The sequence below is a fragment of the Brevundimonas sp. BR2-1 genome (assembly GCF_037626195.1).
Lineage (GTDB): Bacteria > Pseudomonadota > Alphaproteobacteria > Caulobacterales > Caulobacteraceae > Brevundimonas.
In genome coordinates this window covers 450756-477342 of sequence record NZ_JARKMV010000002.1, presented here as the reverse complement: position 1 = coordinate 477342, position 26587 = coordinate 450756, and the positions used below count along the sequence as shown (strand labels likewise).

Here is a 26587-nt window from a genome sequence, read left to right as displayed (position 1 = left end):
ATATAGACAAAGTACAATATACAATCCGGCTTGCCGTTTCGGTCGCGATTGGTCATCCAGCGCCCATGACTTCCCCCCTTGGACGCGTCCTGATCATCGCCGGCTCGGATTCGGGCGGCGGGGCGGGGGTGCAGGCCGATATCAAGGCGGTCACCGTCATGGGCGGCTATGCGGCGACCGCGATCACCGCGATCACGGTGCAGAACACCTTGGGCGTCCACGGCGTCCATCCGCTGCCGCTGGACCTGATGGAGGCCCAGGCGAGGGCCGTGCTGGACGATATCGGCGCCGATGCGATCAAGACGGGCATGCTGGGCTCCCGCGAGGTCGTGGAAAGGGTCGCCGCCATTCTGGACAGCTGCGGCGCCCCGGCGGTCGTCGACCCGGTCATGGTCGCCAAGGGCGGGCACAGCCTGCTGGCCGACGACGCCGTCTCGGCGGTCAGGTCGCTGATGATCCCCCGCGCGGCCCTGCTGACCCCCAACGCGCCCGAAGCCGAGGCCCTGACCGGCCTCTATGTCGCCGATCTGGACGGTCAGCGCCGGGCCGGGGAGTTCCTGCTCGGCCTCGGCGCACAGGCGGTGCTGATGAAGGGCGGGCATATTCCGGGAGAGACGGTCGTCGACGTCCTGGTCACGCCGACGGGCGAGACCCTGCTGGAAGGCCCCCGTGTCGACACCCGCCACACCCACGGCACCGGCTGCACCCTGGCCAGCGCCTGCGCGGCGGGACTGGCGAAGGGTCTGGCGCTCGAGGCCGCCGTGGCCGAGGGCTGGGCCTATGTCGCCGAGGCGATCCGCCGCGCGCCCGGGCTGGGCCGCGGACATGGTCCGCTGGACCATGGCTGGCCGCTGAGGGGCGACCAATGAGCGATCTTGAAGCACGGCTGGTGGAGATTGTCCGCGCCGATCCCGGTCTGATGCATGTGCTGAAGGGCGTACGGGATCAGGACCTGCCGGACTGGCGGATATTCTCGGGCGCCGTCTACCAGAGCGTCTGGAACGCCCTGACGGGTCGGCCCGCCGGCTATGGCGTGCGCGACTATGACGTCGGCTATTTCGATCCCGACACCAGCTGGGACGCCGAGGACGTCATCATCAAACGCGTCGCGGCGGCCTTCGACGAGCCATTCCGCAGCATGGTCGAGGTGCGCAACCAGGCCCGGGTCCCGATCTGGTTCCCCGCCCATTTCGGCGAGCCCTACGACCCGCTGTCCAGCACCGACGAGGCGCTGGAACGGTTCGTATCCCCCGCCTTCGCCGTGGGGGTGCGGCTGGAAAAGGATGACGCCATCAGCGTGGCCGCGCCGCTCGGGCTGGACGACATCTTCGCCCTCACGCTGCGGCCCAATCCGAACCGCGGCGTGGCCAGGGACTGGCCGCGGGTGATCGAGCGGGCGCGGGTGCGCTGGCCGGAACTGCAGGTCATCGAGCCGGAGGGAACCTGATGCGCCAGTGGATCGTCGACGCCTTCGCCTCCGGGCCCTTCAAGGGCAATCCCGCCTGCGTCGTCGAGCCGTTCGACCGGTGGCCGTCCGACGGCTGGATGCAGGCTCTGGCGAAGGAGAACAATCAGGCCGAAACCGCCTTCCTGCTCAGGACGGCCGATCCGGCCCGGTTCAGCCTGCGCTGGTTCACGCCGGGTATGGAGGTCGATCTGTGCGGCCACGCCACCCTGGCTGCGGCCCATGTGTTGCTGGCCGAACTGGGACTTGAGGCCGGGGCGGTGACCTTCGACAGCCGCTCGGGCCCGCTGATCGTCAGCCGCATGGCCGCGGGATACGAGATGGACTTTCCGGCTGATCCGCCGCGCCGCTGCGCGACAGCCCCAGCCGGTCTGACAGGGGCGCTGGGCGTCGAGCCCGTTGAAGTCTGGGCCGGCCGCTATCTGGTCGCGGTGCTCGCCGACGCCGCAGCTGTGCTGGCCGTGGCCCCGGATATCCGCGCCCTCGCCTCAATACGGGGCGAGGCCGGCGAGACGGGGCAGGTGATTGTCTGCGCCCCCGCCGACTCATCCGACGACGTGGAGGTGGTCGACCGGTTCTTCGCGCCGGGCTGCGGCGTGGACGAGGATCCGGCGACGGGATCGGCTCACTGCATCCTGGGGCCGCTGTACGCCGACAAGCTGGGCGGTCCGGTCGTGCGCTTCCGGCAGGTGTTTCCGGGCCGTGGCGGCGACATCGAGACCGAGGTGCGCGGCGACCGCGTCCTGCTTCGCGGGCAGGCGACCACCGTCATCGAGAGCCGGTTGCGGGTCACCGCACAGGAAAGGGGCGCGACCCTTCCGGATCGCGCCCCTCGGATCTTCGGGAGGAAGATCAGGTCCTAGTAGCGGCGACCGTCACGGTCGCGACGTTCGGCCCGGACCTGGGCCGACAGACGATCGTAGCGACGGTCCAGCTCGGCGCGTTCACGGGCGCTCAGCCCGCCGCGCCTGTAGCTGTACTCAAGACGAACGAGCGCATTCAGCTCGGTCTTGAGGCGCAGGGCCTCGCGGCGGCTCAGCTGGCCGTTGCGCAGGCCGACGTCGATGCGGCGGTCCAGCTGGTATTTGCGCTGGGAGATCGACTGCCAGCCGCCGCGGTGGTCCCGCTCGTACCGGTCGCCGCGATCACCGCGGTAGTCTTGCTCGTAGCGGCCGCGCTCCTGCGGGCCGTAGTTCTGGGCCATGGCGGGGACCGCGACGGAGGCCGCGGCCAGGGCGATGGCGGGGATGAGGAACTTTTTCATCTGTCGTCTCCTTGGCGGTTCACGCTGACCGGGGGGCCGGCGTTGAGACGAAATAACCATTCACCGTGTGAGCCTCGTCTGAACGGTTTGCGTCAGCTGCCGTTCATCGGCGTGAAATCGCGGTAAGCCGCATCCGGCCTGCCCTTGGGGGTCGGCGGTGCACGCGCGAGAGAGGCGGCGCGGAATCGTAAAACATGTCTATGCTGGCCGTTCAGCCCGCGTTCAGAGGCTGGAGCCTAGACCTCGACCCATGATCCGCTTTTCCGCCATAGGACTCGCCGCCCTGATCGCCGCCGCGCCCCTGTCGCAGGCGGTTGCGCAGGACCGTGGTCCGCGCCCCGAGCGCCAGCAACAGGAAGACCGCCCCCGCGTCAGCATCGGCGAGGCCGTGCAGCGCGCCTCGTCGGGCCGTCCCGGCCGTTTCCTCGGCGCCAGCGATCGTGGCGGAACCATTGTGGTGCGCTGGGAGTATCCCGGCGGCCGGATCGCCGACATCATGGTTGACGGCCGCACCGGCCGCGTCATCGGAGAACGCTGAATGCGCGTCCTGCTTGTCGAAGACGACGTTGATCTGTCGCGTCAGCTGAAACTGGCCCTGGGCGACGCCGGCTATGCCGTGGATCACGCCGCGGACGGCGAGGAGGCGCATTTTCTCGGCGACACCGAACCCTATGACGTCGTGGTGCTGGACCTTGGCCTGCCCAAGATCGACGGCGTCTCGGTGCTGGAGCGCTGGCGCCGCGACGGCAGAACCACGCCGGTGCTGATCCTGACGGCGCGCGGCGCCTGGTCGGACAAGGTGTCGGGCTTTGACGCCGGCGCCGACGACTATCTGACCAAACCCTTCCACACCGAGGAGCTGCTGGCCCGTCTGCGGGCCCTGCTGCGGCGTTCGGCCGGAATCGCCTCGGCCACCTTGTCATGCGGCGGCCTGCGGCTGGATCCCCGCGCGGCCCGGGCCACTGTCAACGGCGAGCCCCTGCGTCTGACCTCGCTGGAATACCGGCTGCTGCACTATCTGATGATGCATCAGGGCCGGGTCATCAGCCGCACCGAGCTGGTCGAGCACCTGTACGATCAGGACTTTGACCGCGACTCCAACACCATCGAGGTCTTCGTCGGACGCCTGCGCAAGAAGATCGGCTCCGACCGGATCGAGACCGTGCGCGGCCTCGGCTACCGCCTGACGCCGCTGGCCGGGGAGTCAGAGGCGGCGTGACCGACGGGGCGGGGGGCGACGCGGCTCCGGAAGCCGCCCGGACCTGGGGCCGCTGGTTCGGTCGCCCCGGGCACAGTCTGACGCGGCGGCTGATCTGGCTGGCCTCGGCCTGGATCGTCATAGCCCTGGTCCTGACCGGCTGGACCCTGACCACCCAGTATCAGGAATCGGCGCTGCGTCGGCTCGGCAATATGCTGGCCGACACCATCGACGAGGTGGTGGTCGCCACCAACGCCACGCCCGACGGCGTCGTGGTGGCCGAAATCCAGGACGCCCAGACGAACCGCGCCCTGTCCGGCGAATACTGGGCGGTCGCCGAACTGGATGGCCCGAACGGCCTGCGCTTCATCGCCGGATCGCCCTCGCTGGCGGGCGAGCGGCTGGCCGTGCCGCACGACCTGCCCGGCCGGCTTCGCGCCGCCACGGGCACGATCATCAGCTACAACGATCCGGGCTTCCTTCGTCCGCCCTTGCGTCAGCCCCTGCGCGTCGCCGCCAGTCTGAAGTCGCTGCCGGGGCGCAGCGAGCCCCTGGTCTTCATGGCGGCGGTGGACCGGACCAATATCGACAACGACACCCGACAGTTCGCGACGGTAACCTGGAGCGCCCTGCTGATCCTCGGCGCGGGTCTGGTCATCGCCGTCTTCCTGCAGGTCCAGATCGGTCTGCGTCCGCTGTTCGCCCTGCGCAACGAGATCGCCGACGTGCGCAAGGGCCGCATCGCCCGCATCGCCCGCAGCTATCCGGTCGAGATCCAGCCCTTGGCCGAACAGGTCAATCGGCTGCTGGACCACAATCAGGAAACGGTCGAGCGCCAGCGAACCCATGTGGGCAATCTGGCCCATGCGCTGAAAACGCCGCTGTCGGTCATGCTGGCCGAAGCCGGGACGCAGTCCGGCGACTTGCCTGACATGGTGCGCAAACAGACCGAGCTGATGAAGGCCCAGGTCGACCACCATTTGCGCCGCGCCCGCGCCGCCGCCCGGGCCCAGCTGCTGGGCGAACGCACGCCCGTCGCCGAGGTTCTGGACGAACTGGCGGTCATGCTGGAGCGGGTGTTCGAGACCAAGGGCGTTGAGATCGACTGGCGCGCGCCCGATGAACTGGGTTTCCGCGGCGAGCGGCAGGATCTGCAGGAAATCCTCGGAAACCTGATCGAGAACGCCTGCAAATGGTCGAAGCGGCGCGTCCGCATCTCGGCTGGTCCGACCGGCCTGGGGCAGATGGTGGTGGTGGTCGAGGACGACGGTCCCGGCCTGCCCGCCGAACAGCGCGAGGCGGCCCTCGAGCGCGGCGCGCGGATGGACGAGACCACCCCGGGCTCGGGCCTGGGCCTGTCGATCGTGGTCGAGTTGACGCGGGCCTATGGCGGCCGCATCACCCTGGCGGACAGCGATCTGGGCGGGTTGAAAGTGCTGCTGGAACTGCCCGCCGCCGAGGCCTGACAGCGCCTCCCGAATAATGCTTGTTAACCCTGCCCGTGCACTGTGGGAGATGGCCGGGCGTCTTCCGGCCCGGGGAATGTTGAATGTCGGGGCTGACTGTCGCCCACAAGGTCGCGCTCGCCGCCATGTTGGAGCGGTGCCCCGACGCCATGCTCAGGACCGTGGCGTCCGCCGTCGCCCCCCTGCCGGGCGGCCGGGCGGCCGAACTGCGCATGATGCTGGCGGACGAGCAGCGGGACCGCGTGCGCCGCCAGTTCGTCATGGCGCCGCTGGTTCCCATGTTCCGCGCCCGCGCCGACGGCCTTCAGGCCCTGACCTTCCCGCCGACGGTTCTGGCGCGCCTGTGGAAGGCCGCCAGCGCCCGCGAACCCGAGCTGCTGACCCGCCTCGACGGAGACGAGCCGTCCGTCATGGTCGCCGACCGCATCTGTCTGGCCGCCGCCGCCATCGTGCGCGACAAGCCGGACCTGATCTGGCCCGGCGGAAGCGAGCCCGACCGGCTGACCGGCCTTGAGGATCTGGCCGCCTGCCTCGACCTCTCCCACATGGCGCGGCGCGCCCTGCCGTCGCTGGAGGTCTGGTTGAAACGTCCCGACGGCGACCAGGTCGCCGAACTGCGGCTGCTGCTCAAGGATTGCGCGGGCATCCGGCTGGACGGGACCCAGCGGGTGCTGGAAATCCTGTTCTCACATCTGGAAGACGCGGTCCTGATCCTGCGCATCCTGACCCAGACCTCGTCCGCGGTCGAGCAGGAGGACTTCCTCAGCGCCTCGGAACTGGCCGTCTTCGTCGACCGTCTGATCGCCGGCGTTAACCTGCGCGCGGCCCGGATCGCCGCCTTCAAGCCCGCCGCCGATATCGCCCAGGTCAAGGAGGTCATGGCCGACCTGACCTGGTGCGCCAATGTGCTGGGCGAACTGGACGTGACGCTGACGCTCAATCCGCAAAGCGTCTGGGGCAAGTCCGTGCGCGACGGCCGCGTACTGATCGCCGGACGGTTATCCGGCCTTCTGCGAGCCGCCGACAAGGCCGTGGATCAGGCCCTGCCCTGGGAGCGCGTCCAGACGAGCGGCCGCATGACGCGAAACGCTCCGCAGCTTGACGCGCCGATCGACGGCGACGTCGTTCTGGCCGCGCGCAGCCTGCTGCGGCTCGTGGGGTCGGTTCGGGGACCGGCCTCGACTTTCGGGTGCGAGGCCGACCGGAAGGCCCTTGTCGAGGCCCTGACCGCCCGGCTGACCGACTATGCCGATCAGGTCCTGCGCATGATCAATGACGGCGAGGCGCCCGACGAGGCCCGGGCCATGAAGATCGTCGCGTTCACGGCCCAGTGCCTGGATCTGATCGCCGCGGCCGAGGCCGCCCGCACGGTGCGGCGTCGGGCCGCGGTCGCCGCAGGGCCCTCCGGCGTGGGCGAGGCCTCGTCGCGGGCCGCCTGATCGGCTACAGCGCAGGCCATGACGATTTTCTGGATCCTTTCGGCCCTGATCACGACGCTTGCCGGCCTGCTGGTGCTGGCCGGCGCGCGGCGCGGCGCCGACGAGGGCGCGGGCGTCGCCGGCCTGACCGCGGCCGCCGAACTGGCTGAACTGGACCGGCTGAAGACCCGAGGCCTGCTGGATGAGGCCGGCTGGACCGCCGCCCGCGCCGAGGCGGGACGGCGCATTCTGGCGGCGGAACGCGAAACCATCCCTGTCCGGGCGGGTCGGAACGACCGGTTCCTGGTGCTGGCCGGGGTCGGGGCCGCGGCGGCCGCGACGCTGGGCCTCTACGCCGTCGCCGGAACGGCGGGGCTGCCAGATCAGGCTTTCGAGCGTCGCGTGGACGCGTGGATGACCGACCTCGACCGGCTTGAGGCGCCGCAGATCGCAGCGGTGGCGGCCCGCGTCGTGCGCGAACGGCCCGAGGATCATCAGGCCTTGACCATGCTGGGCTCCGCCCGGTTCGAGGCCGGGGATCCGATCGGCGCGGCCTCCGCCTTCCGCCGCGCCCTGGCCTTGCAACCGGACGACGCCCGGAGCTGGGCGCGGTTGGGCGAAAGTCTGGTCCGGGCCAATGGCGGCAAGATCGATGGCGACGCCGAGGCGGCCTTCGTACAGGCCCTTCGCCGGGATCCCGGCCAACTGGGCGCGCGCTACTTCCTCGGCGAAGCGGCGATGGCCCGCGGCGACCGCGTGACCGTGCGGGCCATGTGGACGCCCCTGATCGCGATGCTGGATCCTTCCGATCCGCGCCGGATCGATCTGGAGCGACGGCTGACGACCATGGAGACGGGCGCGTGAGCTGGCTTCCGAAATCGCCAAAGGCGCGGCGCCGTCTGTGGGTCTTCGCGGCAGTGGCCCCGGTTCTGGCCCTGGCCGTCGGCCTGTCGCTGTACGCCATGCGCGACAGCGTCACCTTTTTCTTCTCCCCGTCGGAAGCCACCGAGGCCAAGGCCCCGGCCGGCCGCGTCGTCCGCCTCGGCGGTCTGGTCGAGGCGGGCAGCGTGAAACGCGGGACCGGAGGAGAGGTCGTCTTTTCGGTCACCGACAATGTCGCCGTCACGCGCGTCGTCTATCGCGGCGACCTGCCCGACCTGTTCCGCGAAGGGCAGGGGGTGGTGGCGCAGGGCGCCTTCCTGCCCGACCGCTCGTTCCGCGCCACCCAGGTCCTGGCCAAGCACGATGAGAACTACATGCCCCGCGAAGTGGCCGACCGTCTGAAGGCCAAGGGCGAATGGCGGCCCGAGGCCAGTTCGGTGGCGGGGGCCCCGCGCTCATGATCGTCGAAACGGGCGCCTTCGCCCTCGTCCTCGCGCTGGTCCTGTCAGTGCTGCAGACCGTCATGGCCGCCGCCGGCCGGATGCGCCGCAGTCCGGTTCTGGCAGGCGCGGCCCAGGGCGCGGCCATCGCTGCGGCGGGGGCCGTCGCGGTCGCCTTCGGGGCGCTGATCGTCGCCTTCGCCGTGTCGGACTTCTCGGTGGCCAATGTCGCGGCCAACAGCCACACCGACAAGCCGATGCTCTACAAGGTGGCCGCCGCGTGGGGCAGTCATGAAGGCTCGCTGGTCCTGTGGTGCCTGGTCCTGACGGTGTTCGGGGCGGCGTTGGCGCGGGCGCGCAACCTGCCGTTCGGATTGAAGACCTCGGCGATAGCGACCCAAGGGTCGCTGGGCGTGCTGTTCCTCGCTTTCGCCGTCTTCACCTCCAACCCGTTCGAGCGGCTGAACCCGGCGCCCTTCCAGGGCGCGTCGTTGAACCCGCTACTGCAGGATCCGGCCCTGGCCTTCCATCCGCCGTTCCTCTACGCCGGCTACGTCGGGTTTTCGGTCTGTTTTTCGCTCGCCGTCGCCGCCCTGATCGAGGGCCGCGCCAACGCCAGCTTCTGGCCCGCATGGGGCCGTTGGGTCCGGCCATGGGCCCTGGCCAGCTGGGCCCTCCTGACCGTCGGCATCACCCTCGGCGCCTTCTGGGCCTACTATGAGCTGGGCTGGGGCGGCTGGTGGTTCTGGGACCCGGTCGAGAACGCCAGCTTCATGCCGTGGCTGGCCGGCGCCGCCCTGCTGCACAGCGCGGTGGTCACCGAGCGCCGCGGCGCCCTGGCGGGCTGGACGACCTTCCTGGCGCTGCTGGCCTTCACCTTCTCCATGCTGGGGGCCTTCCTCGTGCGCTCGGGCGTGCTGACCAGCGTCCACGCCTTCGCCGTCGATCCCGAGCGGGGCCTGATGCTGCTGGCCATCCTCGGCGTCACCGCGGGCGCGGCCTTCGCTCTGTTCGCCTGGCGGGCGCCGCGCCTGACGGGCGGGGGCCAGTTCGCGCCGGTCAGCCGCGAGGGCGCGCTGGTGCTGAACAACCTGTTCCTGACCGCCGCCTGCGCGACGGTCCTGCTGGGCACCCTCTATCCGCTGATCCTCGAGGCGGCGAACGGCGCGACCATCTCGGTCGGCCCGCCCTATTTCGCCCTGACCTTCGTCCCCCTGATGGCCGTCGCCTTCCTGATCCTGCCCGCCGGGCCGCTGCTGGCGTGGAAGCGCGGCGATCTGAAAGGCGTGGGCCAGCGTCTGGCCGTCGCCGCCGGACTGGCTCTTCTGATCGCACTGGCGGGCTGGATGGCGTTCGAACCGCGCAAGGCTCTCTCTGCGGCCGGGATCGGCCTGGGCGGATGGCTGGTGCTCGGCGCCCTGGCCGAGATCGCCGAACGGATCCGGCTGTTCCGCGTAGGGCTTCCTGAGAGCCTGCGCCGCGCCGGCGGCCTGCCGCTGGGCGCCTGGGGCACGGTCCTGGCCCACGCCGGCCTGGGCGTGTTCGTTCTCGGGGCCGTGGTCGAGACCGGCTATCGCGTCGAGGCGGCGCGGACGGTGGCCGTCGGCGAGTCCGTGACCGCCGGGCGCTACAGCGTTCGGCTGGACGACGTCCGCGTTATCGAGGGCCCCAACTATCTGGCCGAGAGCGGCAAGCTGACGGTCTCCCTGCGCGACGGCGGCGCGGCGCGTGTCGTCACGGCCGAGCGCCGGTTCTTCCCTGCAGGCGGCCAGACCACGACCGAGGTCGGGCTGGATTTCCGGGGTCTGGACGACGTCTATGTCGTGCTGGGCGAGCGAGGCCAGACCGCCGCGGGCGCCCCGGCCTGGAGCGTGCGCGTCTGGTGGAATCCCTGGGCGCGGCTGATCTTCCTCGGTCCCGGCCTCATGGCTCTGGCGGGGCTCCTGTCCCTGCTGGACAGGCGGCTGAGACTCGGCGTCGGCAAGCGCGGGGCGGCGGCATGAAGCGCGCGCTGCTCATCGCCCTGGCCGCCGTCGGCCTGATGGCCGCCGAACCCCCGCCCGCACCCGACCGGCCCCTGCCGGACGCCGCCCAGGAGGCCCGCGCCCAGGTCCTGTTCGACGGCATCCGCTGCGTCGTCTGTCAGCACGAGGCCATCGCCGACAGTCCCGCCGGCATCGCCGCCGACATGCGCCGGCTGGTGCGCGACGAGATCGCCGCGGGCCGCACCGACGCCCAGGTCCGCGAGGATCTGGTGCGGCGCTACGGCGATTTCGTTCTGTTCAAGCCGCCGGTGCGCGCCGGGACCTGGCTGCTGTGGTTCGGACCTCTGGCGGCGCTGGCGGCGGTCGGGATCGGCCTTTTCGCCCTGTCGCGCCGCCGCCGCGACGAAACACCGGCGCTTTCGGCCGACGAGGAGGCCCGTCTGGCCGATATTCTCGCCTCTGAAGCGGATCGCCGCGATCCTGACGCAAAGCGGTCTGACGACTGACGTCCGGCGGGATCTATCATCGCGCGATGCGTTGGTGAAAAAGTTCACCGTCCTATATTCATTGTCGAAACGGGCGTCGCCGCGCCCGAAAGGATCGCAAAGAACTCCATGATGAAACGCAAGGAATTCATGCTGGGGGCTGTCGCCGGCCTGGCCTTCGCCGCCGCCGCCACCGCGGGCGGGGTGATCGACTGGCCGACCGCCGCAGCCGGCCCTGTCGCCGGCGTCAGCGGCCGTCTCGCCCCGAACGCGGGCGGAGCCGGTCTGGCCTTCGCGCCGCCGCAGGGCGCGCCCCTCAGCTTCGCCGACATTTTCGCCCAGGTCGCGCCCGCGGTGGTGCAGATCGACGTCAAGACGCGGATCCCCCGTCAGCCCGGCATGATCCAGATTCCGGGAACGCCTTTCGCCATCCCGAACCCCAACGGGCGGGTTCCGGAAGGCGAGGACGGCGAGGATGGAGAAGGCGGCGCAACGGCGATGGGCGCCGGCTCCGGCTTCTTCATCGCCGCCAACGGCTTCATCGTCACCAACAACCACGTTGTCGCCGAAGCGACCGAGATCATGGTCAAGCTGGCCGACGGCCGCGAACTCGAGGCCCGTCTGGTGGGCCGCGACGAAGCGACCGATCTGGCCGTGATCAAGGTCGAGGGGAGCGACTTCCCCTTCGTTAATTTCGAGGAGACGGCCCAGCCCCGCGTGGGCGACTGGGTCATCGCCGTCGGCAATCCCTTCGGCCTCGGCGGCACCGCCACGGCGGGCATCGTCTCGGCCAGCGGTCGCGGCGACATCGACAGCAACACGCCCTACACCGACTACCTTCAGATCGACGCCGCCATCAACCGGGGCAACTCGGGCGGTCCGACCTTCGACATCTACGGCCGCGTCATCGGCGTGAACTCGGCCATCTATTCGCCGACGGGCGGCTCGGTCGGCATCGGCTTCGCCATTCCGGCCACGGTCGCCAAGCCGATCACCGACCGGCTGATGCGGGGCGAGAGCATCGCCCGCGGCTATGTCGGCGTCGGCATCCAGAATCTCACTCGCGAGCAGATCGCGGCCCTGGGGCAGAGCGAGACCTTCACCGGGGCCTGGGTTGGACAGATCACGCCCGGGGGCCCCGCCGAGAAGGCCGGCCTGCAGATCAACGACATCATCACCCGTATGAACGGTCAGCCGGTTCGCGATCGCAACGATCTGACCCGCCGCATCGGTTCGGTCGAGCCGGGTCAGACCATCCGCCTTGAAGTCCTGCGCGATGGTCGCCTCCAGGCGGTCAATGTGCGCGCCGGCGCGAGACCATCGCAGGCCGAACTGGACGCCGACCCGGCCGCGCCGGACACCGCCGACCGGGAAGCGCCGGAAGGCGCCGGCGTGTCGGTGGGCGGTCTGACCGTTGCGCCGATGTCGGAGGTTCTGCGCCGCCGGTATTCGATTCCCGCCAATATCAACGGCCTGGTCGTGACGGGCCAGGACACGGTGGGCGAACTGCGGTTCCGGCCCGGGTTCGTCATCACCAACGGGGCGACTGGCGCGATTCGCACGCCCGCCGATTTCGAGGCCGCCATCGCCGCCGCCCGCCGGGCGGACCGGAAAGTCTTCCTTGTGGTCTGGACGCCGGATCAGGGCAGCGTGCCCGTCGCATTCGATCCTCCGAAACCTGAATAAGCCTTAACTGCCCCCATCGCCGCCGATGCGCTAACATCGGCGGCGATTCCGCATCTGAGGGGCTGATTCCATGCGTATTCTGGTGGTCGAGGACGACGCCGAGGCCGCGACCGCAATGGTCCGGGGCCTGACCGAGGCCGGTCACGAGCCGACCCACGCTGTGGACGGCGCCTTCGGCCTGCTGGAGGCGCAGAAGGGCGGCTATGACGTCTATGTCGTCGATCGCATGATGCCCCGCCTCGACGGCATCGGCATGGTCGAGACCCTGCGCAAGGACGGGGACCAGACCCCGGTGCTGTTCCTGTCCGCCCTCGGCGAGGTCGAGGACCGCGTCACGGGTCTGAAGGCCGGCGCCGACGACTATCTGGTCAAGCCCTACGCCTTCTCCGAACTGATCGCCCGCGTGGAGGCCCTGTCGCGCCGCCGCGAGACCGGCTCGGTCGCCACCATGCTGAAGGTCGGCGATCTGGAGATGAACCTGATCTCCCGCTCGGTGCATCGCGCCGGTCAGGAGATCGACCTGCAACCGCGGGAATTCCAGCTGCTGGAGTTCCTGATGCGCCACGCCGGCCAGTCGGTGACCCGCACCATGCTGCTGGAGAAGGTCTGGGAATATCATTTCGACCCCCAGACCAACGTCATCGACGTCCACATCAGCCGCCTGCGCGCCAAGATCGACAAGGGCTTCGATCACGCCATGCTGCAGACCGTGCGCGGGGCGGGCTACCGGCTGGAGCCCTGACGGCCGCCCGTGAAACTTCCCTCCCTCCTTCGCCGCACGCCCTTCCGGCTGACGCTGCTGTTCCTCGCCCTGTTCGCGGCGGCGGCCAGCGCGATCCTGGCATGGGTCTATTTCGCCTCGGCCGAGGCGGCCCGCACCAAGGCCGAGCGCGACGTGCGCGGCGAGATGCAGGTGCTGACGGGCATCTATGACGCGCGGGGGCTGGACGCCCTGAACATGGCGGTGATCGACCGCACCCTGACCGGCCGCTACGAATATCTGCTGATGGACAAGACGGGGGCCCGGATCACCGGCAGCCTCAGCATCTCTCCCTTCGAGACCTTCGAGGGGAACCGTCAGTGGATCACCTTCCCCTTCACCGACACCCTGCCCGACGGGACGGTGGTCCGGCCCCAGGTGCGCGGCGTCCAGGTGCGTCTGGCGGGCGGCGAGATGCTGTTCGTAGGGGCGTCGCTCATCGACACCGAAGCCTATCTGGCGCGTCTGACCCAGGCCCTGTGGGCGGCCATGGGCATCGTTCTGCTGCTCGGTCTCGCGGGAGGCGTTCTGGTCAGCCGCAATCTGGAACGGTCCATGGGCCGGCTCGGCAAGGTGGTCACCGCCGTGCAGGAGGGCGACCTCAAGGCGCGAGCGCTCGTCCGGAACTCGGGCGATGAACTGGACGAACTGGGCGCCGGCCTGAACACCATGCTGGACCGGCTGGAGGCCTCCATGGCCTCGATCCGCCACGCGGGCGACGCCATCGCCCATGACCTGCGCTCGCCCCTGACGCGGATGCGGGCCAAGCTGGAGGTGGCCTTGATGGACGCCGAGGCGGGCAAGATCGACGGTGTCGACGCCGTGCAACTGGCGCTGGACGAGGCCGACAGCCTGCTGAAAACCTTCAATACAGTCCTGGCCATCGCCCGGCTGCAGGCGGCCGCCGGCCGCACGCCCGATCCGAAGGTGTTCGACGCCGCCGATCTGGCCGCTGACATGGCAGAGCTTTACGAGCCGGCCAGCGAGGACAAGGGGCTGGAGTTCTCGGCCGAGATCGAGCGCGGCCTGATGGTCCAGGGCAACCAGCCCTTCCTGGCCCAGGCCCTGGCCAACATCATCGACAACGCCATCAAATACACCCCGACCGGCGGCGCGGTGATGCTGCGCGCGCGCCGGCGCTCGTCGGGCGAGATCGAATACTCCGTCACAGACACCGGCCCCGGCGTGCCTGAAGAGGACCGCGAACGGGTCATCGAACGCTTCGTGCGTCTGGACAACAGCCGTACCGAGGCCGGTTCGGGTCTCGGCCTGTCCCTCGTCGGGGCGGTCATGGAGGCCCACGGCGGGCGCATCATTCTGGACGAGGGCCCCGGCGCCTATGGCGGCTTCGGGCCCGGCCTGCGGGTGGCGCTGGTTCTGCCGGCGGCGGAATGACCGCGCCTCTGGGCCCGCGCCTGAGCGCCTGCGGGCCCCTGGTCGACGCAGCCGCCGCCGCCCGCGCGCAGGAACGCCTGAGCGAGGCCGCGGCGGACGGCGGCTGGACTTCCACCCTGCAGGCCGCATGGCCGGCTCTGGCGCCTGTGTTCGCCGCCTCGCCCTATCTGTTCGGCCTCGCCCGCCGCTGGCCCGAGCGACTCCGCGGGATGCTTGAGGAGGGGCCCGAGCAACGCCTGTCGGGGATTCTCGCGGCCGCCGAGGCTCTGACCGGCGGCGCCGACGACATCCGGGCGCCCCTGCGGCGGCTCAAGGGCGAACTCCATCTGCTGACCGCCCTGTGCGATCTCGGCGGCGTCTGGGACCTCGACGGCGTCACATCCGCCCTCAGCCGTTTCGCAGACGCCTCCACCCAGGCCGCCCTGGGCGCCGTGGCCCACGACCAGCGCGAACGGGGCAAGCTGATTTCGGCCTCCGACGATCCGCGCGGCCCGATCCCCGGCCTGTTCGGCCTCGCCATGGGCAAGCACGGCGCCTTCGAGCTCAACTATTCCTCGGACATCGACATAAGCCTGTTCTGGGAGCCCGAGGCGCTGGAGAGCGCCCTGGCCGAGGGCGTCGAGCCGCAGAAATTCCTCGACCGCATCGCCCATTCCCTGTCGACGCTGATGCAGGAGCGGACCGGCGACGGCTATGTCTTCCGCGTCGACCTGCGGCTGCGACCCGATCCGTCCTCCACCCCGCCTGTGGTCGCCGTGCCCTTCGCCCTGTCCTACTACGAAGGCGTCGGTCAGAACTGGGAGCGGGCGGCCTTCATCAAGGCCCGGGCCATGCTGGGGGACATCGACGCAGGGCGCGCCTTCCTCCAGGCGCTTCAGCCCTTCATCTGGCGCCGCAGCCTCGACTTCCCGGCCATCCTCGACATCCAGTCGATCAAACGCCAGATCCACGTCCACAAGACGGGCGAGGGCCTGGACGCGGCCGGAGCCAATCTGAAGCTGGGCCGCGGCGGCATCCGCGAGATCGAATTCTTCGTCCAGACCCAGCAGCTGATCCTCGGCGGCCGCGATCCCGCGCTGCGGAGCCCCCGCACGGTCGAGGCGCTGGCCCTGCTGCGCGACGCCGGCCACGTCAGCGCCGAGGCCTGCGCCGAACTGACCGACGCCTACGCAACTCTTCGGGGTCTGGAACACCGGGTCCAGATGCTCGACGACGAACAGACCCACGCCCTGCCGGTCGACCCCCTCCGCCGCGCGGCGGTCGCGGCGCTGGCGGGGGAGGCGGATCTGGCCGCCTTCGACGCCCGGGTCGAGGCGTTGCTGGTCGGGGTCAACCGCCGCTATGGCGAACTGTTCGAGGGCGAGGAGGCGTTGTCGTCGCCCTATGGCTCCCTCGTCTTCACGGGGGTGGAGAACGACCCGGAGACCCTGCTGACCCTCGAGCGGATGGGGTTCGCCGAACCGGCGGGCGTGGCCGACACGATCCGCAGCTGGCACCACGGCCGCATTCCGGCGACCCGGTCGGCGCGCGGGCGCGAACTGTTCACCCGTCTGGCTCCGCGCCTGCTGACGGCGTTGGCCGACACCGGCGCGGCCGACGCGGCCTTCCGCCGGTTCGCGGTCTTCTTCGCCGGGCTCAGCGCCGGGGTGCAGGTTCAGGCCCTGTTTCTCGCCCAGCCACGACTGTTCGAGCAGGTGCTGGGGGTGATGGCCTTCGCGCCGCGTCTGGCCCGCACCCTGGGGCGCTATCCGGCGGCGCTGGACAGCATGCTGGACGCCCGCTTCGCCCGCGTCATCGACGAGGATTCCGGCGTCGTCGAACAGCTGATGGCTGACGCCGCCACAGCCACCGACTTCGAATCCGCCCTGAACGTGGCGCGACGGATGCACCGCGAACAGATGTTCCGGATCGGCGTCCAGACTCTCAGCGGCCGCGCCGACCCCGAGGCCGCGGGCCGGGCCTATACCGCCGTGGCCGACGCCGTCATCGCCGCCCTTGCGCCGGCCGCCGTGTCCGAAGCCGTTCGTCAGGGCGGCGCCTTGCCGGGAGGCGCAGTCGCCGTGATCGCCCTCGGCAAGGCCGGTTCGCGCGAGATGACGGCCAGCTCTGATCTCGATCTGATGACCGTCTACGACGCCCCCGCCGACGCCGTGTCGGACGGCAAGGGCTGGGCGGCGGGCGTCTTCTATTCCCGCTTCACACAGCGGCTGATCGCGGCGCTGTCGGCGCATACGGCCGAGGGCGGACTGTACGAGGTCGACATGCGGCTGAGGCCCGGCGCGGCCAAGGGACCGGTGTCGCTGCGGCTGGATGCGGTTCAGGATTATTACGCCGACGAGGCCGACACCTGGGAGTTCATGGCCCTGACCCGGGCCCGGGTGGTCTGGACTGACGATCCCGCCTTCGGCGCGCGGACGCAGGCGGCCATCGAGGCCATTCTGCGCCGGCCCCGGCCCGGCGTGAACGTGGCGGCCGACGCCCGACGCATGCGCGATCTGATGGCCCGCGAGCGGCCGGGGCAGGGCGAGTGGGACCTGAAGCTGGCGCCCGGGGGGCAGGTGGACGCCGAATTCGTCGCCCAGGTCCGGCAACTGACGGCCGCGCCGTCGGGCGGGCTGCTGACCGTGTCGACGCTGGAGGCCCTGTCGGATGAACCCGCGCTCGCTTCGGCATGGCGGCTGCAGCAGGCGCTGAACCAGATCCTCAGCGCCGCCTTCGACGACAAGCCGGACCCGGATCAGGAGCCCGAGGGCTTCCGCCTCCGTCTCGCCGAGGCGGCGGGGGTGGCCGATTTCGAGACCCTGAAGACGTATCTGGCCGAAATCCGGACGGCGTCGCGGGCCGCCTTCGAAAACGCTCTCCCGGCCCTCCGCGACGGAGACTGATCCGGCCGCCGTTTGAGTCTCCTGACAGGGACGAAGCGGCCGCATCGGGCGGCCATGGAGATCATCTGATGAGAAAAACCCTTCTGGCCGGCGCCCTCGCCGCCCTTACCCTCGCCGCAGGCGGCGGCGTCATGGCCCAGCAGGCTCCGGCCCCGCAAGCCCAAGTCCGGGCGCCTCACGCCCTGCGAGCCGACGCCGACGGCGACGGCCGCATCAGCCAGGCCGAGTTCGTCGGCCGGCGCGTGGGACGCCTGAACGCCGCCGACGCCGACCGCGACGGCTCCGTGGCGCCGGAGGAAATGCGCGCGGCCTTCCAGGCCCGCTCTGCCGAACGCGCCGACGCCCGCTTCCAGCGTCTGGACGCCGACCGCGACGGCGCCATCAGCCGCGCCGAGTTCGACGCCCGGCGCTCGCCTGACGCCCGACCGCAACGCGCGGCTCGCACGCACCGCGGCGGCGGACGCATGGCCCATCGCGGCCAGCGTATGGCGGCCCGCGGCCCGGTCTCGATCGCCGAGGTTCAGGGCAAGGCCGAACAGGCCTTCACCCGGCTGGACGCCGACCGGGACGGCTTTATCACGGTCGCCGAACGTCAGGCGGGAATGCGGGCGTTCCGCGAACAGCGCCGCGAACGCATGACGGAACGCCGCGCGGCCCGTCAGGCGCAAAGGCAGGCGTCGCCTCCGGCGCCCGCTTCGGAGTAAGGATGATGGGCGGGGCGACGGTCCAGGACCGAACGGCCCTTTCGCGAGTAACGGGAGTGGGCCTGATTGGCGTTGATCGCCGACCCCGACGAGGATCTGGTGCGCCGCGTGGGTCAGGGCGACCCCGCGGCCATTCAGGCCATGGTGGCGCGCAAGCTGCCGCGGATGCTGGCCCTCGCCCAACGCATGCTGGGCGACGCCGTCGAGGCCGAGGACGTGGCGCAGGAGGCCATGTTCAGGGCCTGGAAACAGGCCCCCCGCTGGAAGCCGGGGCAGGCCAAATTCGACACCTGGCTGCACCGGGTGGGTCTGAACCTCTGCTACGACCGGCTGCGCCGGCGGCGGGAGGTTCCGACCGAGGCGCCGCCGGACCGGCCCGACGAGGGCCCGTCGCCCGATCGGGGCCTGATGGCGGCGGACGTGGGGATCCGCGTAAACGCGGCGTTGGCGCATTTGCCCGATCGTCAGCGCGAGGCGGTGGTTCTGTGCCATTATCAGGACCTGACCAATATCGAGGCCGCGGCCCTGATGGAGGTCAGCGTCGATGCGCTGGAAAGCCTGCTGTCGCGCGGACGGCGGGCATTGAGACTGGCCCTGGCCGATATGCGGCCGGGAGCTGAAGGAGTTTGAGCGTGATGACGTTGGAACGGTTTCTCGCACTGATCGCGGCTTACGGCGCCGACGCGCGCCGCTGGCCGGAGAGCGAACGCGCGGCGGCCCAGGCCTTCGTCGCCGCCGAGCCCGCAGTCGTACGCGCCGCCCTGGCCGAGGCGGACGCGATTGACGCCCTGCTGCATCTGTCACGCGCCGCCCAGCCCTCCATGGCCCTGCGCGACCGGGTGATCGCCTCGGCCGCCGAGGCGGGTCTGAAGGCGCGGCGCGAAGGTCGTCGCTGGCTGGACCGGCTGGCTCTGGCGTTCGGCGCTGGCTGGGCCGTGGCGGCCTGTGCGGGCGTGGCCGCCGGCGTCATGCTCACCACTCATCTGACCGCCGACGCCCAGGCCGACGCCATACTCTACCAGGCGTCGCTGATGGGGGTGGATGACACCGAGGTGCTGGGATGACGTCGCAGACCCTGAAAGTCGCCCTGGCCGCTTCAGTGGCGCTGAACCTGTTCGCCATCGCCGCGGGCGCAACCCTGCTCGTCACCCGCGCCCAGGTCGAAAGGCGGGTTGAGGCCCAGCATCGGCCTCCGCGCACGAGCTCGCCCATGCTGCTGATCGGCCAACTGGATCCTGCCGTCCGCGACCGGGTGCGCGCCACCCTGCGCGCCTCGGCCCTGGCTGGTCGTCCCGATTTTGAGGAAGCACGCCAGAAGCGGCGCGAGGCCGTGCGTATCGCCTCCTCCGACACCTTCGACAGCGAGCGTGTCGCGAGCCTGCTCGCTCAATCCCGTGAAGCCGAATTGAGGGGCCGCGCCCGGCTGGAGGCGGACGCCGTCGCTGTGCTGGACACGCTGGAAACGGCCGATCGAAAGGCTTTGTCGGAAATCCTGACGCGTCGGGGGCGCGTCGTGGCTCGCGGGGACAATGAAAAGAAAGGTCCGCCGTCGACGAACGGATGACTCAGGCGGCGCGAGCCTGTTCGGTCCTCGCCCCGTCGGGCCGCCGGATCGGCAGGACGAAGCCCACAGTGGTGCCGCGTCCGGGCTCGCTGGCGATGGTCAGTTCCCCGCCGTGCAGTTCGATCAGCGACTTGGTCAGCGCCAGACCCAGGCCGGTGCCCTGGGTGGTCTTGGAGTGCTGGCCCTCGACCTGTTCGAACGGCCGCGCCAGCCGCTCCAGGTCTTTTTCCGCGATGCCGATGCCGGTGTCGGTCACCGCCACCCGCACGCGGTCGTCGTCCTCGCGCGACAGGGCCACGACGATGTCGCCGCCCTCGGGCGTGAACTTCACCGCGTTCGAGATCAGGTTCAGCACGACCTGTTTCAGGCCGCGGTAATCGGCGTCGATCTCGGGCATCTCGGGCGCGTCGACCAGCAGGTTCAGCCCGGCCTCCTGGATCTTGCCGCGCATCAGCCGCGTCGCGTCCTCGACCACCTCCTTCAGCGACACCGCCTCGTAGTGCAGCGTCAGCTTGCCGGCCTCGATCTTGGCCATGTCGAGGATGTCGTTGATCAGGCTCAGCAGATGCTGGCCCGACTTCAGGATGTCGGCGGCGTAGCCCTTGTACCGGGCGTCGCCCAGCGGGCCGAACATCTCGCCGGCCATGATCTCCGAGAAGCCGTTGATGGCGTTGAGCGGCGTCCGCAACTCATGGCTCATATTGGCCAGGAATTCGGACTTGGCCTGGTTCGCCGCCTCGGCCCGGGTCATGGCCACCTCATACTTGCGCGCCAGCAGCGACAGACGCTCCTCGCGGTCCTCCAGTTCCGTGATGGTGATGTGCAGCCGTTCGGTGGCCCGCTGGCGCTCCGCCTCCTTGCGCTTGATGGCGGTGATGTCCGCGGCCGTTACAACCGAACCGCCGTCCGAGGTGAAGCGTTCGACCAACTGCAGCCAGCGGCCGTCGTTCAGCTCGATCTCGCGCGCGCCGACCCGGCCACCGGCCGCGGGCTGGTCCGAAGTGATGGCGAGGGCGGCGATCCGGTTCAGATCCTGTTTGAAGGCGCCCCGCCGGACCACGCCTTCCTCGAAACCGAAGGCGTCCTGGAAGGCCTGGTTGGACAGGATCAGCCGGCCCTGTTTGTCGAACAGGACGAAGGCGTCGGACACGCTCTCGATCCCGTCGCGCAGCCGGCTCTCGGCGGCCTGGGCCTGGGCTTTGGCGCGGCGCGCCTCGGTCGTGTCCAGCGCCACGCCCAGCACGCTGGTGAAGCCCTCGTCGCCCCGGTCGCCCCGGGCCTGGCCGCGCGCGTCGATCCAGCGCGCCCTGCCCTGGGCGTCGGCCACCGGGAAACTGACGTCGAAGGTGCCGAACGTCTGGGCCTGCCGCAGGGCGTGCAGCACCGCCTCATGATAGCGCGGATGGATGCGGGCCATCAGCTCATCGGTCGTGACGACGCCCCTCTCCAGCCCCATCAGCTGGGCCATGTATTCCGAGATGGTGACCGTCTCGCTGTCCGTGTCCCATTCCCAGACGCCGCATCGCGCCGCCTCCACGGCGCCGCGGAACCGCTGTTCCGAGGCCGCCCAGACCTGGGTGATGCCCTGCTGCCGGCGTTGCAGCAGCAGGGCCAGCAGAACCACGAACGCCCCGATGCCGACCGGCGCGGTCAGCACCCAGACATCGTCCAGCAGGGCGTCGGCGCCCACGGTGATCGGCGTCGAGGCCACGCCGATCAGGCCGGTGTCCCCCACCGCGGCGCCGGTGCGGCGAATGGCGTGCCCCTCGTCGCGCAGGGTGACGCCCTGACCGTTGGCCGCCACCGGGGCGGCCGACAGGCCGAGGGTCGCGGCCGTCGTGCGGACGCCGATCAGGACCGTGTCGGGCGCCGACAGGACCGTGCGATCGATGCCGTCCTGCGGCGCCAGCGACGGCAGCGGCGCCCGCCCGACCAGTCGGCCTCCGCCGGTCAGGGGGCGGGTGATCAGTATGGCCCGGCCGTCCGCTGTCAGTCGGGGGCGGCCAGGCGCGGCGGCGAACTGGCGGGCGTCTCCGCCCGTGGTCGCCACGGGCCGTCCGATCCCGTCCAGAACGGCGAAGGCCGCGTCCGGGGCGGCGGCGCGGGCGCGTTGCAGCATGACGGACGGGGACTCGGTCCCGGCGGCCGCGGCGCGGACGGCGGCCTGAACCGGGGCGATCCGGGTTTCCAGATCGAGGGCCAGAAGGCGGGCTTCGCGGTCGACTGCGCTCAGACGCAGGGCGTCCGCCTCCTGGCCCGGCCGGGCCATCTCGCGAGCGAACAGCAGCACATAGGCCGCGACGGCCAGGGTGACCGTCAGAAGGGCGATGCGCACCCACGACGGCGGGCCCTTGCGCCGGTCTACCGCACGCCGCCCCTCGCTGGTTATGCGGCGCTCGTTGCCCCGCAAGGCGCTCTCCCCGAGAAATCGACGTCGATCAGAGGAATCTAGGCTGCGTCGCGGATTCCTGTCGAGCCTTGCTTCCGAACGATCAACGGTTTCAGGCGGCCTGCGTTTCCCGCTGGTTCGCGCCGCCGCCGCTTTCGGTCGGCGAGACCAGAACGTCGGTGACCGTCTTCAGTATGGCGCGGGCCGTACGGGCCAATTCCACCATCTCGGGCGGTGCGTCGTCCGGCGCCTCGTCCACCGAGGCTGCGAGACGTTCGGCCAGGGCCAGAAGCCGGGGCGAGGCCGCGATCAGGCGGGCCTGGAATTCGATCTGGTCGGGGTCGCGGTCGTATTCCGCGCCGGGCACCCGCCATCCGCCCCAGTCGGCCTTGTCGGTCACGACCACGGGATAGGTGCCGGGGAAGGGATGGTGGGGGCAGTCGTCGGCGGACTGCCACTTGTTGCGGGCCCGCATCAGCCGCCATGTCTCGCCGGCGTTGGCGGCCGGGTCCTCGGTCGGCAGCAGCAGTTCGTGGCCCAGGAACTCCCGGCCCAGGCCGACGTCATACGTGACGCGAACGGGTTCCTCGAACCCCTTGGCCCAGACGGGCTGGACCTTCTCGATCTGGGCCCATGCGCCGACGCATTCGACCCAGACCTTCTGACCCTTCTGGAATTGCGCGCGCGCCATTCACGTCTCCGATCCTGAAGGCCCAGAATGCCTTGCGGCGGGTGAACAGCCGGTTCCGCGAAAGGGTGAAGCAGACGTAAACGCCGCTTCACCCTCATGGCGCATCAGGCTCGGGAAATGTCTTCCAGCGCCTCGCCGGCGTATTTTTCCTTCACCCGGGTCGACAGGTCGCCCAGCGAGACGACGCCGACCAGACGGCTGTCCTTGTCCAGCACCGGCAGACGCCGGATCTGCTTCGAACCCATGGCGTCCAGCACGGTTTTCAGGTCGTCGTCGGCGTTGGCCGTGTGCGGGTCGCGGGTGATGTATTCGACCACCGGCGCGCCGGGCGCGGCGCCTTGGGCGAGGGCCCGGACCGTCAGGTCGCGATCGGTGATCGTGCCGATCAGGGTGTCGCCGTCGGCGACGGGCATGAAACCGAAGTCGCCGGCCGCCATGCGCGAGGCGACGTCCTGGACGGAGTCGCCGGGACGGGCGACCTGCACGTCCTTGCTCATTACGTCGCGAACTCTCATCGGGGTCTCTCCTTGAAAAGGGGGCTGCCCGTCAGAACCCCCGCACCCGCCGGCGGTTCCGGTTCAGCTACCTGACTGCCAGACAACAAGACCCTCAGGGTCGGGTCAGGCCCGGCGTGGTTTTCTGCCTCCACGGTCCGCAGCGGATCGGAACGACGAGGAATACGACAATGAAAACCGCCATGATCCGGAAGGCCCTGCTTTCCACGCTGGCGGCGTCGGCGGTCATGACGGCCACGCCGGTGCTGGCCCAGAACGTCACCTTCTCCGTGGGCGTCGGCTCGCCGGCCTACAGTCAGGGGTATGGCTACGGTTACAACCGCCATGGCTCTGATTTGCAGTACCGCGCCCAGCGTCTGGCGGAGCGGATCAACCGCGTGGCCTGGAATGGCCGCGTCAGTCGCGGCGAAGCCCGGCGTCTGAGCTGGGAGATGCAGCAGTACCGGAACCTTGAGTGGCGCTACGCCCGCGACGGCCTGAGCCGTCGGGAGTATGCGGCGCTCAGCAACCGACTGGACCGCATCGAATACCTGCTCCGTCAGGAGCGCCGCGACCGCTGGTAGTCGCGGCATGTGAAACAGAGGGCCGCTCCGGCGACGGGGCGGCCTTTCGTTTGTCCGGCTCTGCCGTTAAGCCGCTCGCTCGAACGGGAGAACGACGATGACGGCGGCGAACGAGGCAGAGGCCATCCTGCAGCGGCTGGGCGTGGACGACGCCGCCTGGGGCGGCGCCCTGACGACCCGGTCGCCCGTCGACGGGTCCAGCGCCGGCGCCCTGGTCGAAACCGGCGACCTCGACGAGGTCGCCGCCCGCTCGGTCGCGGCCTTCCACGCCTGGAAGCGCGTGCCCGCACCGCGCCGCGGCGAACTGGTCCGCCTTCTGGGCGAGGAACTGCGCGCCTCGAAGGACGACCTCGCCCGTCTCGTCACCCTGGAAGCCGGCAAGATCGTCTCCGAGGGTCTGGGCGAGGTGCAGGAGATGATCGATATCTGCGACTTCGCCGTCGGCCTGTCGCGCCAGCTCTACGGCCTGACGCTCGCCTCGGAACGCCCCGGCCACCACATGCGCGAGACCTGGCAGCCGTTGGGCCCGGTGCTGGTCATTTCGGCCTTCAACTTCCCGGTCGCGGTCTGGGCCTGGAACGCCTGCCTCGCCCTCGTCTGCGGCGATCCGGTGATCTGGAAGCCGTCGGAGAAGACGCCGCTGACGGCGCTGGCGACCCAGGCTGTCTTCGACCGCGCCATCTCCCGGTTCGGTGATGCGCCGCAAGGCCTGTCCCAGCTCGTGATCGGCGGCCGTGAGGCCGGCGAAACCCTGACCGCCGACCCGCGCATCGCCCTCGTCTCCGCCACGGGCTCGACCCGCATGGGCCGGGCCGTGGCCCAGATCGTAGCCGCCCGCCTGGGCCGCTCCCTGCTTGAGCTGGGCGGCAACAACGCCATGATCGTGACGCCCAGCGCCGACCTCGACATGGCCGTCCGCGCCATCGCCTTCTCGGCCGTCGGCACCTGCGGCCAGCGCTGCACCACCCTGCGCCGCCTGCTGGTCCACGAAAGCATCGCCGACGCCCTGATCGCGCGGCTCAAGGCGGCCTATGAGACCCTGCCGATCGGCGACCCGCGTCAGGATGGCGTTCTCGTCGGCCCGCTGATCGACGACGCCTCGGCCCACGGCTTCGACACGGCCCTGAAACAGGCGGTGGAGCAGGGCGGCGAGATCGTCGTCGGCGGCGACCGCGTCGACCGCGACGGTTGCTATGTCCGCCCCGCCATCGTCCGCATGCCGGCCCAGAGCGACGTGGTCCGGCACGAGACTTTCGCTCCCATCCTCTACGTCCTGACCTGGTCCGACTTCGACCAGGCCGTCGCCATGCAGAACGCCGTGCCCCAAGGCCTGAGCTCCTGCGTCTTCACCGACAGCGTGCGCGAGGCCGAGCAATTCCTGTCGGCCTGGGGCTCGGACTGCGGCATCGCCAACGTCAACATCGGCCCGTCGGGGGCCGAGATCGGCGGGGCCTTCGGCGGCGAAAAGGACACCGGCGGCGGCCGTGAGTCCGGCTCGGACGCCTGGAAGGCCTATATGCGCCGGCAGACCCAGACCGTGAATTTCTCCACCAGCCTGCCGCTGGCGCAGGGCGTGAAGTTCGAGGTCTAGAGCGCCGCTGCGAGATGCTCGGCGAGATCGCCCTTGCCGACCACCTTGACCCGTTCCAGCCCCAGCCACCCGGCCATCCGCTTCAGCTCAACGGCCAGCCGCCCGGCCGTATCCGCCGTCGCGTCCGGTTCCCGCCACGCCGCCTGCACCAGCAGCGTGCCTGCCTTGCGGTCGGACTTCAGGTCGACCCGCGCCGTGATCGCCTCGTCCTCGAGGAAGGGCAGGACGTAGTAGCCGTGAGCCCGTTTGTGGGCCGGGGTGTAGATTTCCAGCCGCACCTTCACATCGAACAGCCGTTCGGTCCGGTCGCGGGCCCAGATCAGATTGTCGAACGGCGACAGCAGGGCGGAACCCGCCACCTTGCGCGGCGACCGCGCCCCGGCGCTCAGGAAGGCCGGTTGCCGCCAGCCCTTCACCGCCAGCGGCGTCAGCTCTCCGCCCTCGACCAGCTCGGCGATCCGCTCCCGGGCATCGGCCAGCGGCAGCCGGAAATAGTCGCGCAGGTCCGCCGCCGTCGCCACGCCCATGGCCCGGGCGGACATGCGAACCAGCTCGCGCTGGGCGTCCGCCTCGTCGGGCGTCGGCAGGCCGACGATCCGGGCGGGCAGGGCGCGTTCGGTCAGGTCATAGACGCGCTCGAAGCCGTTTCGCGTCTTCGTCGTGATCAGCCCGGCCCAGAACAACCACTCCAGCGCCCGCTTGCCGTCCGACCACGACCACCAGCCGGGCGCTCCACGCGGCCCTTCCGCAAAGTCCCCGCCCGTTACGGGCCCGCGCCGCTCGATCTCGGCCAGAACCCCGTCGATATAGTCCCGCTTCTCGCGGCCGAACCGCGACAGACCGGTCCACATGGCGCCCCCCCGCGCCCGCTCCATCCGCCAGCGGAACAGGGGCTGGGTCTCCAGCGGCAGCAGCGACGCCTCATGCCCCCAGTATTCGAACAGACTGCGCCGCGGCCCCCAGGCCTCAGCCTCCAGCGCCTCGCGCGGATAGTCGCCCAGCCGCGAAAAGGCCGGCAGATAGTGGGTGCGAGTGACCACATTGACGCTGTCGATCTGGATCACGCCCAAGCGCCGCGCGGCGTCGCGGACATGGCTCCGTCCCGCCGCCGCCGGGCGGCTTCTGCCAAACCCCTGGGCAGCCAGGGCGATGCGGCGGGCGGTCTTGAGGCTGATCGTTTCTGTCACCCGGCCAACCTAGTGGGAGTCTTCCGGCGCGCCACTGCGGACGCGCCGGAATGT

The 26587-nt window shown here is 70.4% G+C and carries 26 protein-coding genes; 21 read left to right on the top strand and 5 right to left on the bottom strand.

What is annotated here, in order from left to right; genetic code table 11:
- Positions 1–65: 65 nt before the first annotated feature.
- From thiD to BrevBR_RS11905, 3 genes are read left to right on the top strand one after another with little or no spacing between them, the layout of a single operon-like run.
- Positions 66–869 carry a bifunctional hydroxymethylpyrimidine kinase/phosphomethylpyrimidine kinase gene (gene thiD, locus BrevBR_RS11915; RefSeq protein WP_340001076.1) on the top strand — a complete coding sequence of 268 codons (804 nt, stop codon included), beginning with the start codon at positions 66–68 and terminating at the stop codon, positions 867–869.
- Positions 866–1447 carry a nucleotidyltransferase family protein gene (locus tag BrevBR_RS11910; protein WP_332638687.1) on the top strand — a complete coding sequence of 194 codons (582 nt, stop codon included), beginning with the start codon at positions 866–868 and terminating at the stop codon, positions 1445–1447. The genes thiD and BrevBR_RS11910 overlap by 4 nt, the downstream gene beginning before the upstream one ends.
- Positions 1447–2328, top strand: a complete 882-nt coding sequence (locus BrevBR_RS11905; protein ID WP_340001075.1) for a PhzF family phenazine biosynthesis protein — start codon at positions 1447–1449, stop codon at positions 2326–2328. The genes BrevBR_RS11910 and BrevBR_RS11905 overlap by 1 nt, the downstream gene beginning before the upstream one ends.
- Here BrevBR_RS11905 and BrevBR_RS11900 read toward each other — a convergent pair.
- Positions 2325–2729: a hypothetical protein gene (locus tag BrevBR_RS11900; RefSeq protein WP_332638685.1), complete on the bottom strand. Its 405-nt coding sequence runs from the start codon at positions 2727–2729 to the stop codon at positions 2325–2327. The genes BrevBR_RS11905 and BrevBR_RS11900 overlap by 4 nt on opposite strands.
- 250 nt (positions 2730–2979) lie before the next feature.
- Here BrevBR_RS11900 and BrevBR_RS11895 point away from each other — a divergent pair, with 250 nt between their 5' ends.
- The 16 genes from BrevBR_RS11895 (at position 2980) to BrevBR_RS11820 (ending at position 19597) form a co-directional block, all read left to right on the top strand.
- The gene (locus tag BrevBR_RS11895; RefSeq protein WP_332638684.1) at positions 2980–3267 is read left to right on the top strand and encodes a hypothetical protein; all 288 of its coding nucleotides are present in this window, start codon (positions 2980–2982) and stop codon (positions 3265–3267) included.
- Complete coding sequence (locus tag BrevBR_RS11890) at positions 3268–3948, top strand: response regulator transcription factor (RefSeq protein ID WP_332638683.1); 681 nt, start codon at positions 3268–3270, stop codon at positions 3946–3948.
- Complete coding sequence (locus tag BrevBR_RS11885) at positions 3945–5393, top strand: sensor histidine kinase (protein WP_332638682.1); 1449 nt, start codon at positions 3945–3947, stop codon at positions 5391–5393. The genes BrevBR_RS11890 and BrevBR_RS11885 overlap by 4 nt, the downstream gene beginning before the upstream one ends.
- 83 nt (positions 5394–5476) lie before the next feature.
- Positions 5477–6832: a hypothetical protein gene (locus tag BrevBR_RS11880; RefSeq protein ID WP_332638681.1), complete on the top strand. Its 1356-nt coding sequence runs from the start codon at positions 5477–5479 to the stop codon at positions 6830–6832.
- Positions 6833–6850: 18 nt separating this feature from the next.
- The gene (gene ccmI / locus BrevBR_RS11875) at positions 6851–7675 is read left to right on the top strand and encodes a c-type cytochrome biogenesis protein CcmI (protein WP_340001074.1); all 825 of its coding nucleotides are present in this window, start codon (positions 6851–6853) and stop codon (positions 7673–7675) included.
- Positions 7672–8154, top strand: a complete 483-nt coding sequence (gene ccmE, locus BrevBR_RS11870) for a cytochrome c maturation protein CcmE (RefSeq protein WP_340001073.1) — start codon at positions 7672–7674, stop codon at positions 8152–8154. Before ccmI ends, ccmE begins: the two co-directional genes overlap by 4 nt.
- Positions 8151–10136: a heme lyase CcmF/NrfE family subunit gene (locus tag BrevBR_RS11865; protein WP_340001072.1), complete on the top strand. Its 1986-nt coding sequence runs from the start codon at positions 8151–8153 to the stop codon at positions 10134–10136. Before ccmE ends, BrevBR_RS11865 begins: the two co-directional genes overlap by 4 nt.
- Complete coding sequence (locus BrevBR_RS11860; RefSeq protein WP_340001071.1) at positions 10133–10624, top strand: cytochrome c-type biogenesis protein; 492 nt, start codon at positions 10133–10135, stop codon at positions 10622–10624. Before BrevBR_RS11865 ends, BrevBR_RS11860 begins: the two co-directional genes overlap by 4 nt.
- A gap of 108 nt (positions 10625–10732) precedes the next feature.
- Positions 10733–12289, top strand: a complete 1557-nt coding sequence (locus tag BrevBR_RS11855; protein WP_340001070.1) for a S1C family serine protease — start codon at positions 10733–10735, stop codon at positions 12287–12289.
- Positions 12290–12359: 70 nt separating this feature from the next.
- On the top strand, positions 12360–13031 hold the full coding sequence (locus BrevBR_RS11850) for a response regulator transcription factor (RefSeq protein ID WP_332638675.1): 672 nt from the start codon (positions 12360–12362) through the stop codon (positions 13029–13031).
- Between the two features lie 9 nt (positions 13032–13040).
- Positions 13041–14444, top strand: coding sequence for a sensor histidine kinase (locus BrevBR_RS11845; protein ID WP_332638673.1), 1404 nt, complete (start codon positions 13041–13043; stop codon positions 14442–14444).
- Positions 14441–17329: a bifunctional [glutamine synthetase] adenylyltransferase/[glutamine synthetase]-adenylyl-L-tyrosine phosphorylase gene (locus BrevBR_RS11840; RefSeq protein ID WP_340001069.1), complete on the top strand. Its 2889-nt coding sequence runs from the start codon at positions 14441–14443 to the stop codon at positions 17327–17329. The genes BrevBR_RS11845 and BrevBR_RS11840 overlap by 4 nt, the downstream gene beginning before the upstream one ends.
- Positions 17330–17397: 68 nt before the next feature.
- Positions 17398–18033, top strand: coding sequence for an EF-hand domain-containing protein (locus BrevBR_RS11835; protein ID WP_340001068.1), 636 nt, complete (start codon positions 17398–17400; stop codon positions 18031–18033).
- Between the two features lie 66 nt (positions 18034–18099).
- A complete protein-coding gene (locus BrevBR_RS11830) occupies positions 18100–18663 on the top strand; it encodes an RNA polymerase sigma factor (protein WP_332638670.1) in 564 nt (187 codons plus the stop codon).
- A 5-nt stretch (positions 18664–18668) separates the two neighbouring features.
- A complete protein-coding gene (locus BrevBR_RS11825; RefSeq protein ID WP_332638669.1) occupies positions 18669–19097 on the top strand; it encodes a hypothetical protein in 429 nt (142 codons plus the stop codon).
- Positions 19094–19597, top strand: a complete 504-nt coding sequence (locus BrevBR_RS11820; protein ID WP_340001067.1) for a periplasmic heavy metal sensor — start codon at positions 19094–19096, stop codon at positions 19595–19597. Before BrevBR_RS11825 ends, BrevBR_RS11820 begins: the two co-directional genes overlap by 4 nt.
- A 1-nt stretch (position 19598) precedes the next feature.
- Here BrevBR_RS11820 and BrevBR_RS11815 read toward each other — a convergent pair whose 3' ends face one another.
- From BrevBR_RS11815 to BrevBR_RS11805, 3 genes are all read right to left on the bottom strand, one after another.
- The gene (locus BrevBR_RS11815; protein WP_340001066.1) at positions 19599–22007 is read right to left on the bottom strand and encodes a PAS domain-containing sensor histidine kinase; all 2409 of its coding nucleotides are present in this window, start codon (positions 22005–22007) and stop codon (positions 19599–19601) included.
- A gap of 91 nt (positions 22008–22098) precedes the next feature.
- Positions 22099–22677 carry a hypothetical protein gene (locus BrevBR_RS11810; protein WP_332638666.1) on the bottom strand — a complete coding sequence of 193 codons (579 nt, stop codon included), beginning with the start codon at positions 22675–22677 and terminating at the stop codon, positions 22099–22101.
- Between the two features lie 104 nt (positions 22678–22781).
- Positions 22782–23192: a CBS domain-containing protein gene (locus BrevBR_RS11805; protein ID WP_332638665.1), complete on the bottom strand. Its 411-nt coding sequence runs from the start codon at positions 23190–23192 to the stop codon at positions 22782–22784.
- A 170-nt stretch (positions 23193–23362) separates the two neighbouring features.
- Here BrevBR_RS11805 and BrevBR_RS11800 point away from each other — a divergent pair, with 170 nt between their 5' ends.
- Entirely contained in the window at positions 23363–23755 is a 393-nt protein-coding gene (locus BrevBR_RS11800; protein ID WP_340001065.1) for a hypothetical protein, read from the top strand.
- A gap of 97 nt (positions 23756–23852) precedes the next feature.
- Positions 23853–25346 carry an L-piperidine-6-carboxylate dehydrogenase gene (gene amaB / locus BrevBR_RS11795; protein WP_340001064.1) on the top strand — a complete coding sequence of 498 codons (1494 nt, stop codon included), beginning with the start codon at positions 23853–23855 and terminating at the stop codon, positions 25344–25346.
- Here amaB and BrevBR_RS11790 read toward each other — a convergent pair.
- On the bottom strand, positions 25343–26533 hold the full coding sequence (locus BrevBR_RS11790; protein ID WP_340001063.1) for a winged helix-turn-helix domain-containing protein: 1191 nt from the start codon (positions 26531–26533) through the stop codon (positions 25343–25345). The genes amaB and BrevBR_RS11790 overlap by 4 nt on opposite strands.
- Between the last annotated feature and the right edge of the window lie 54 nt (positions 26534–26587).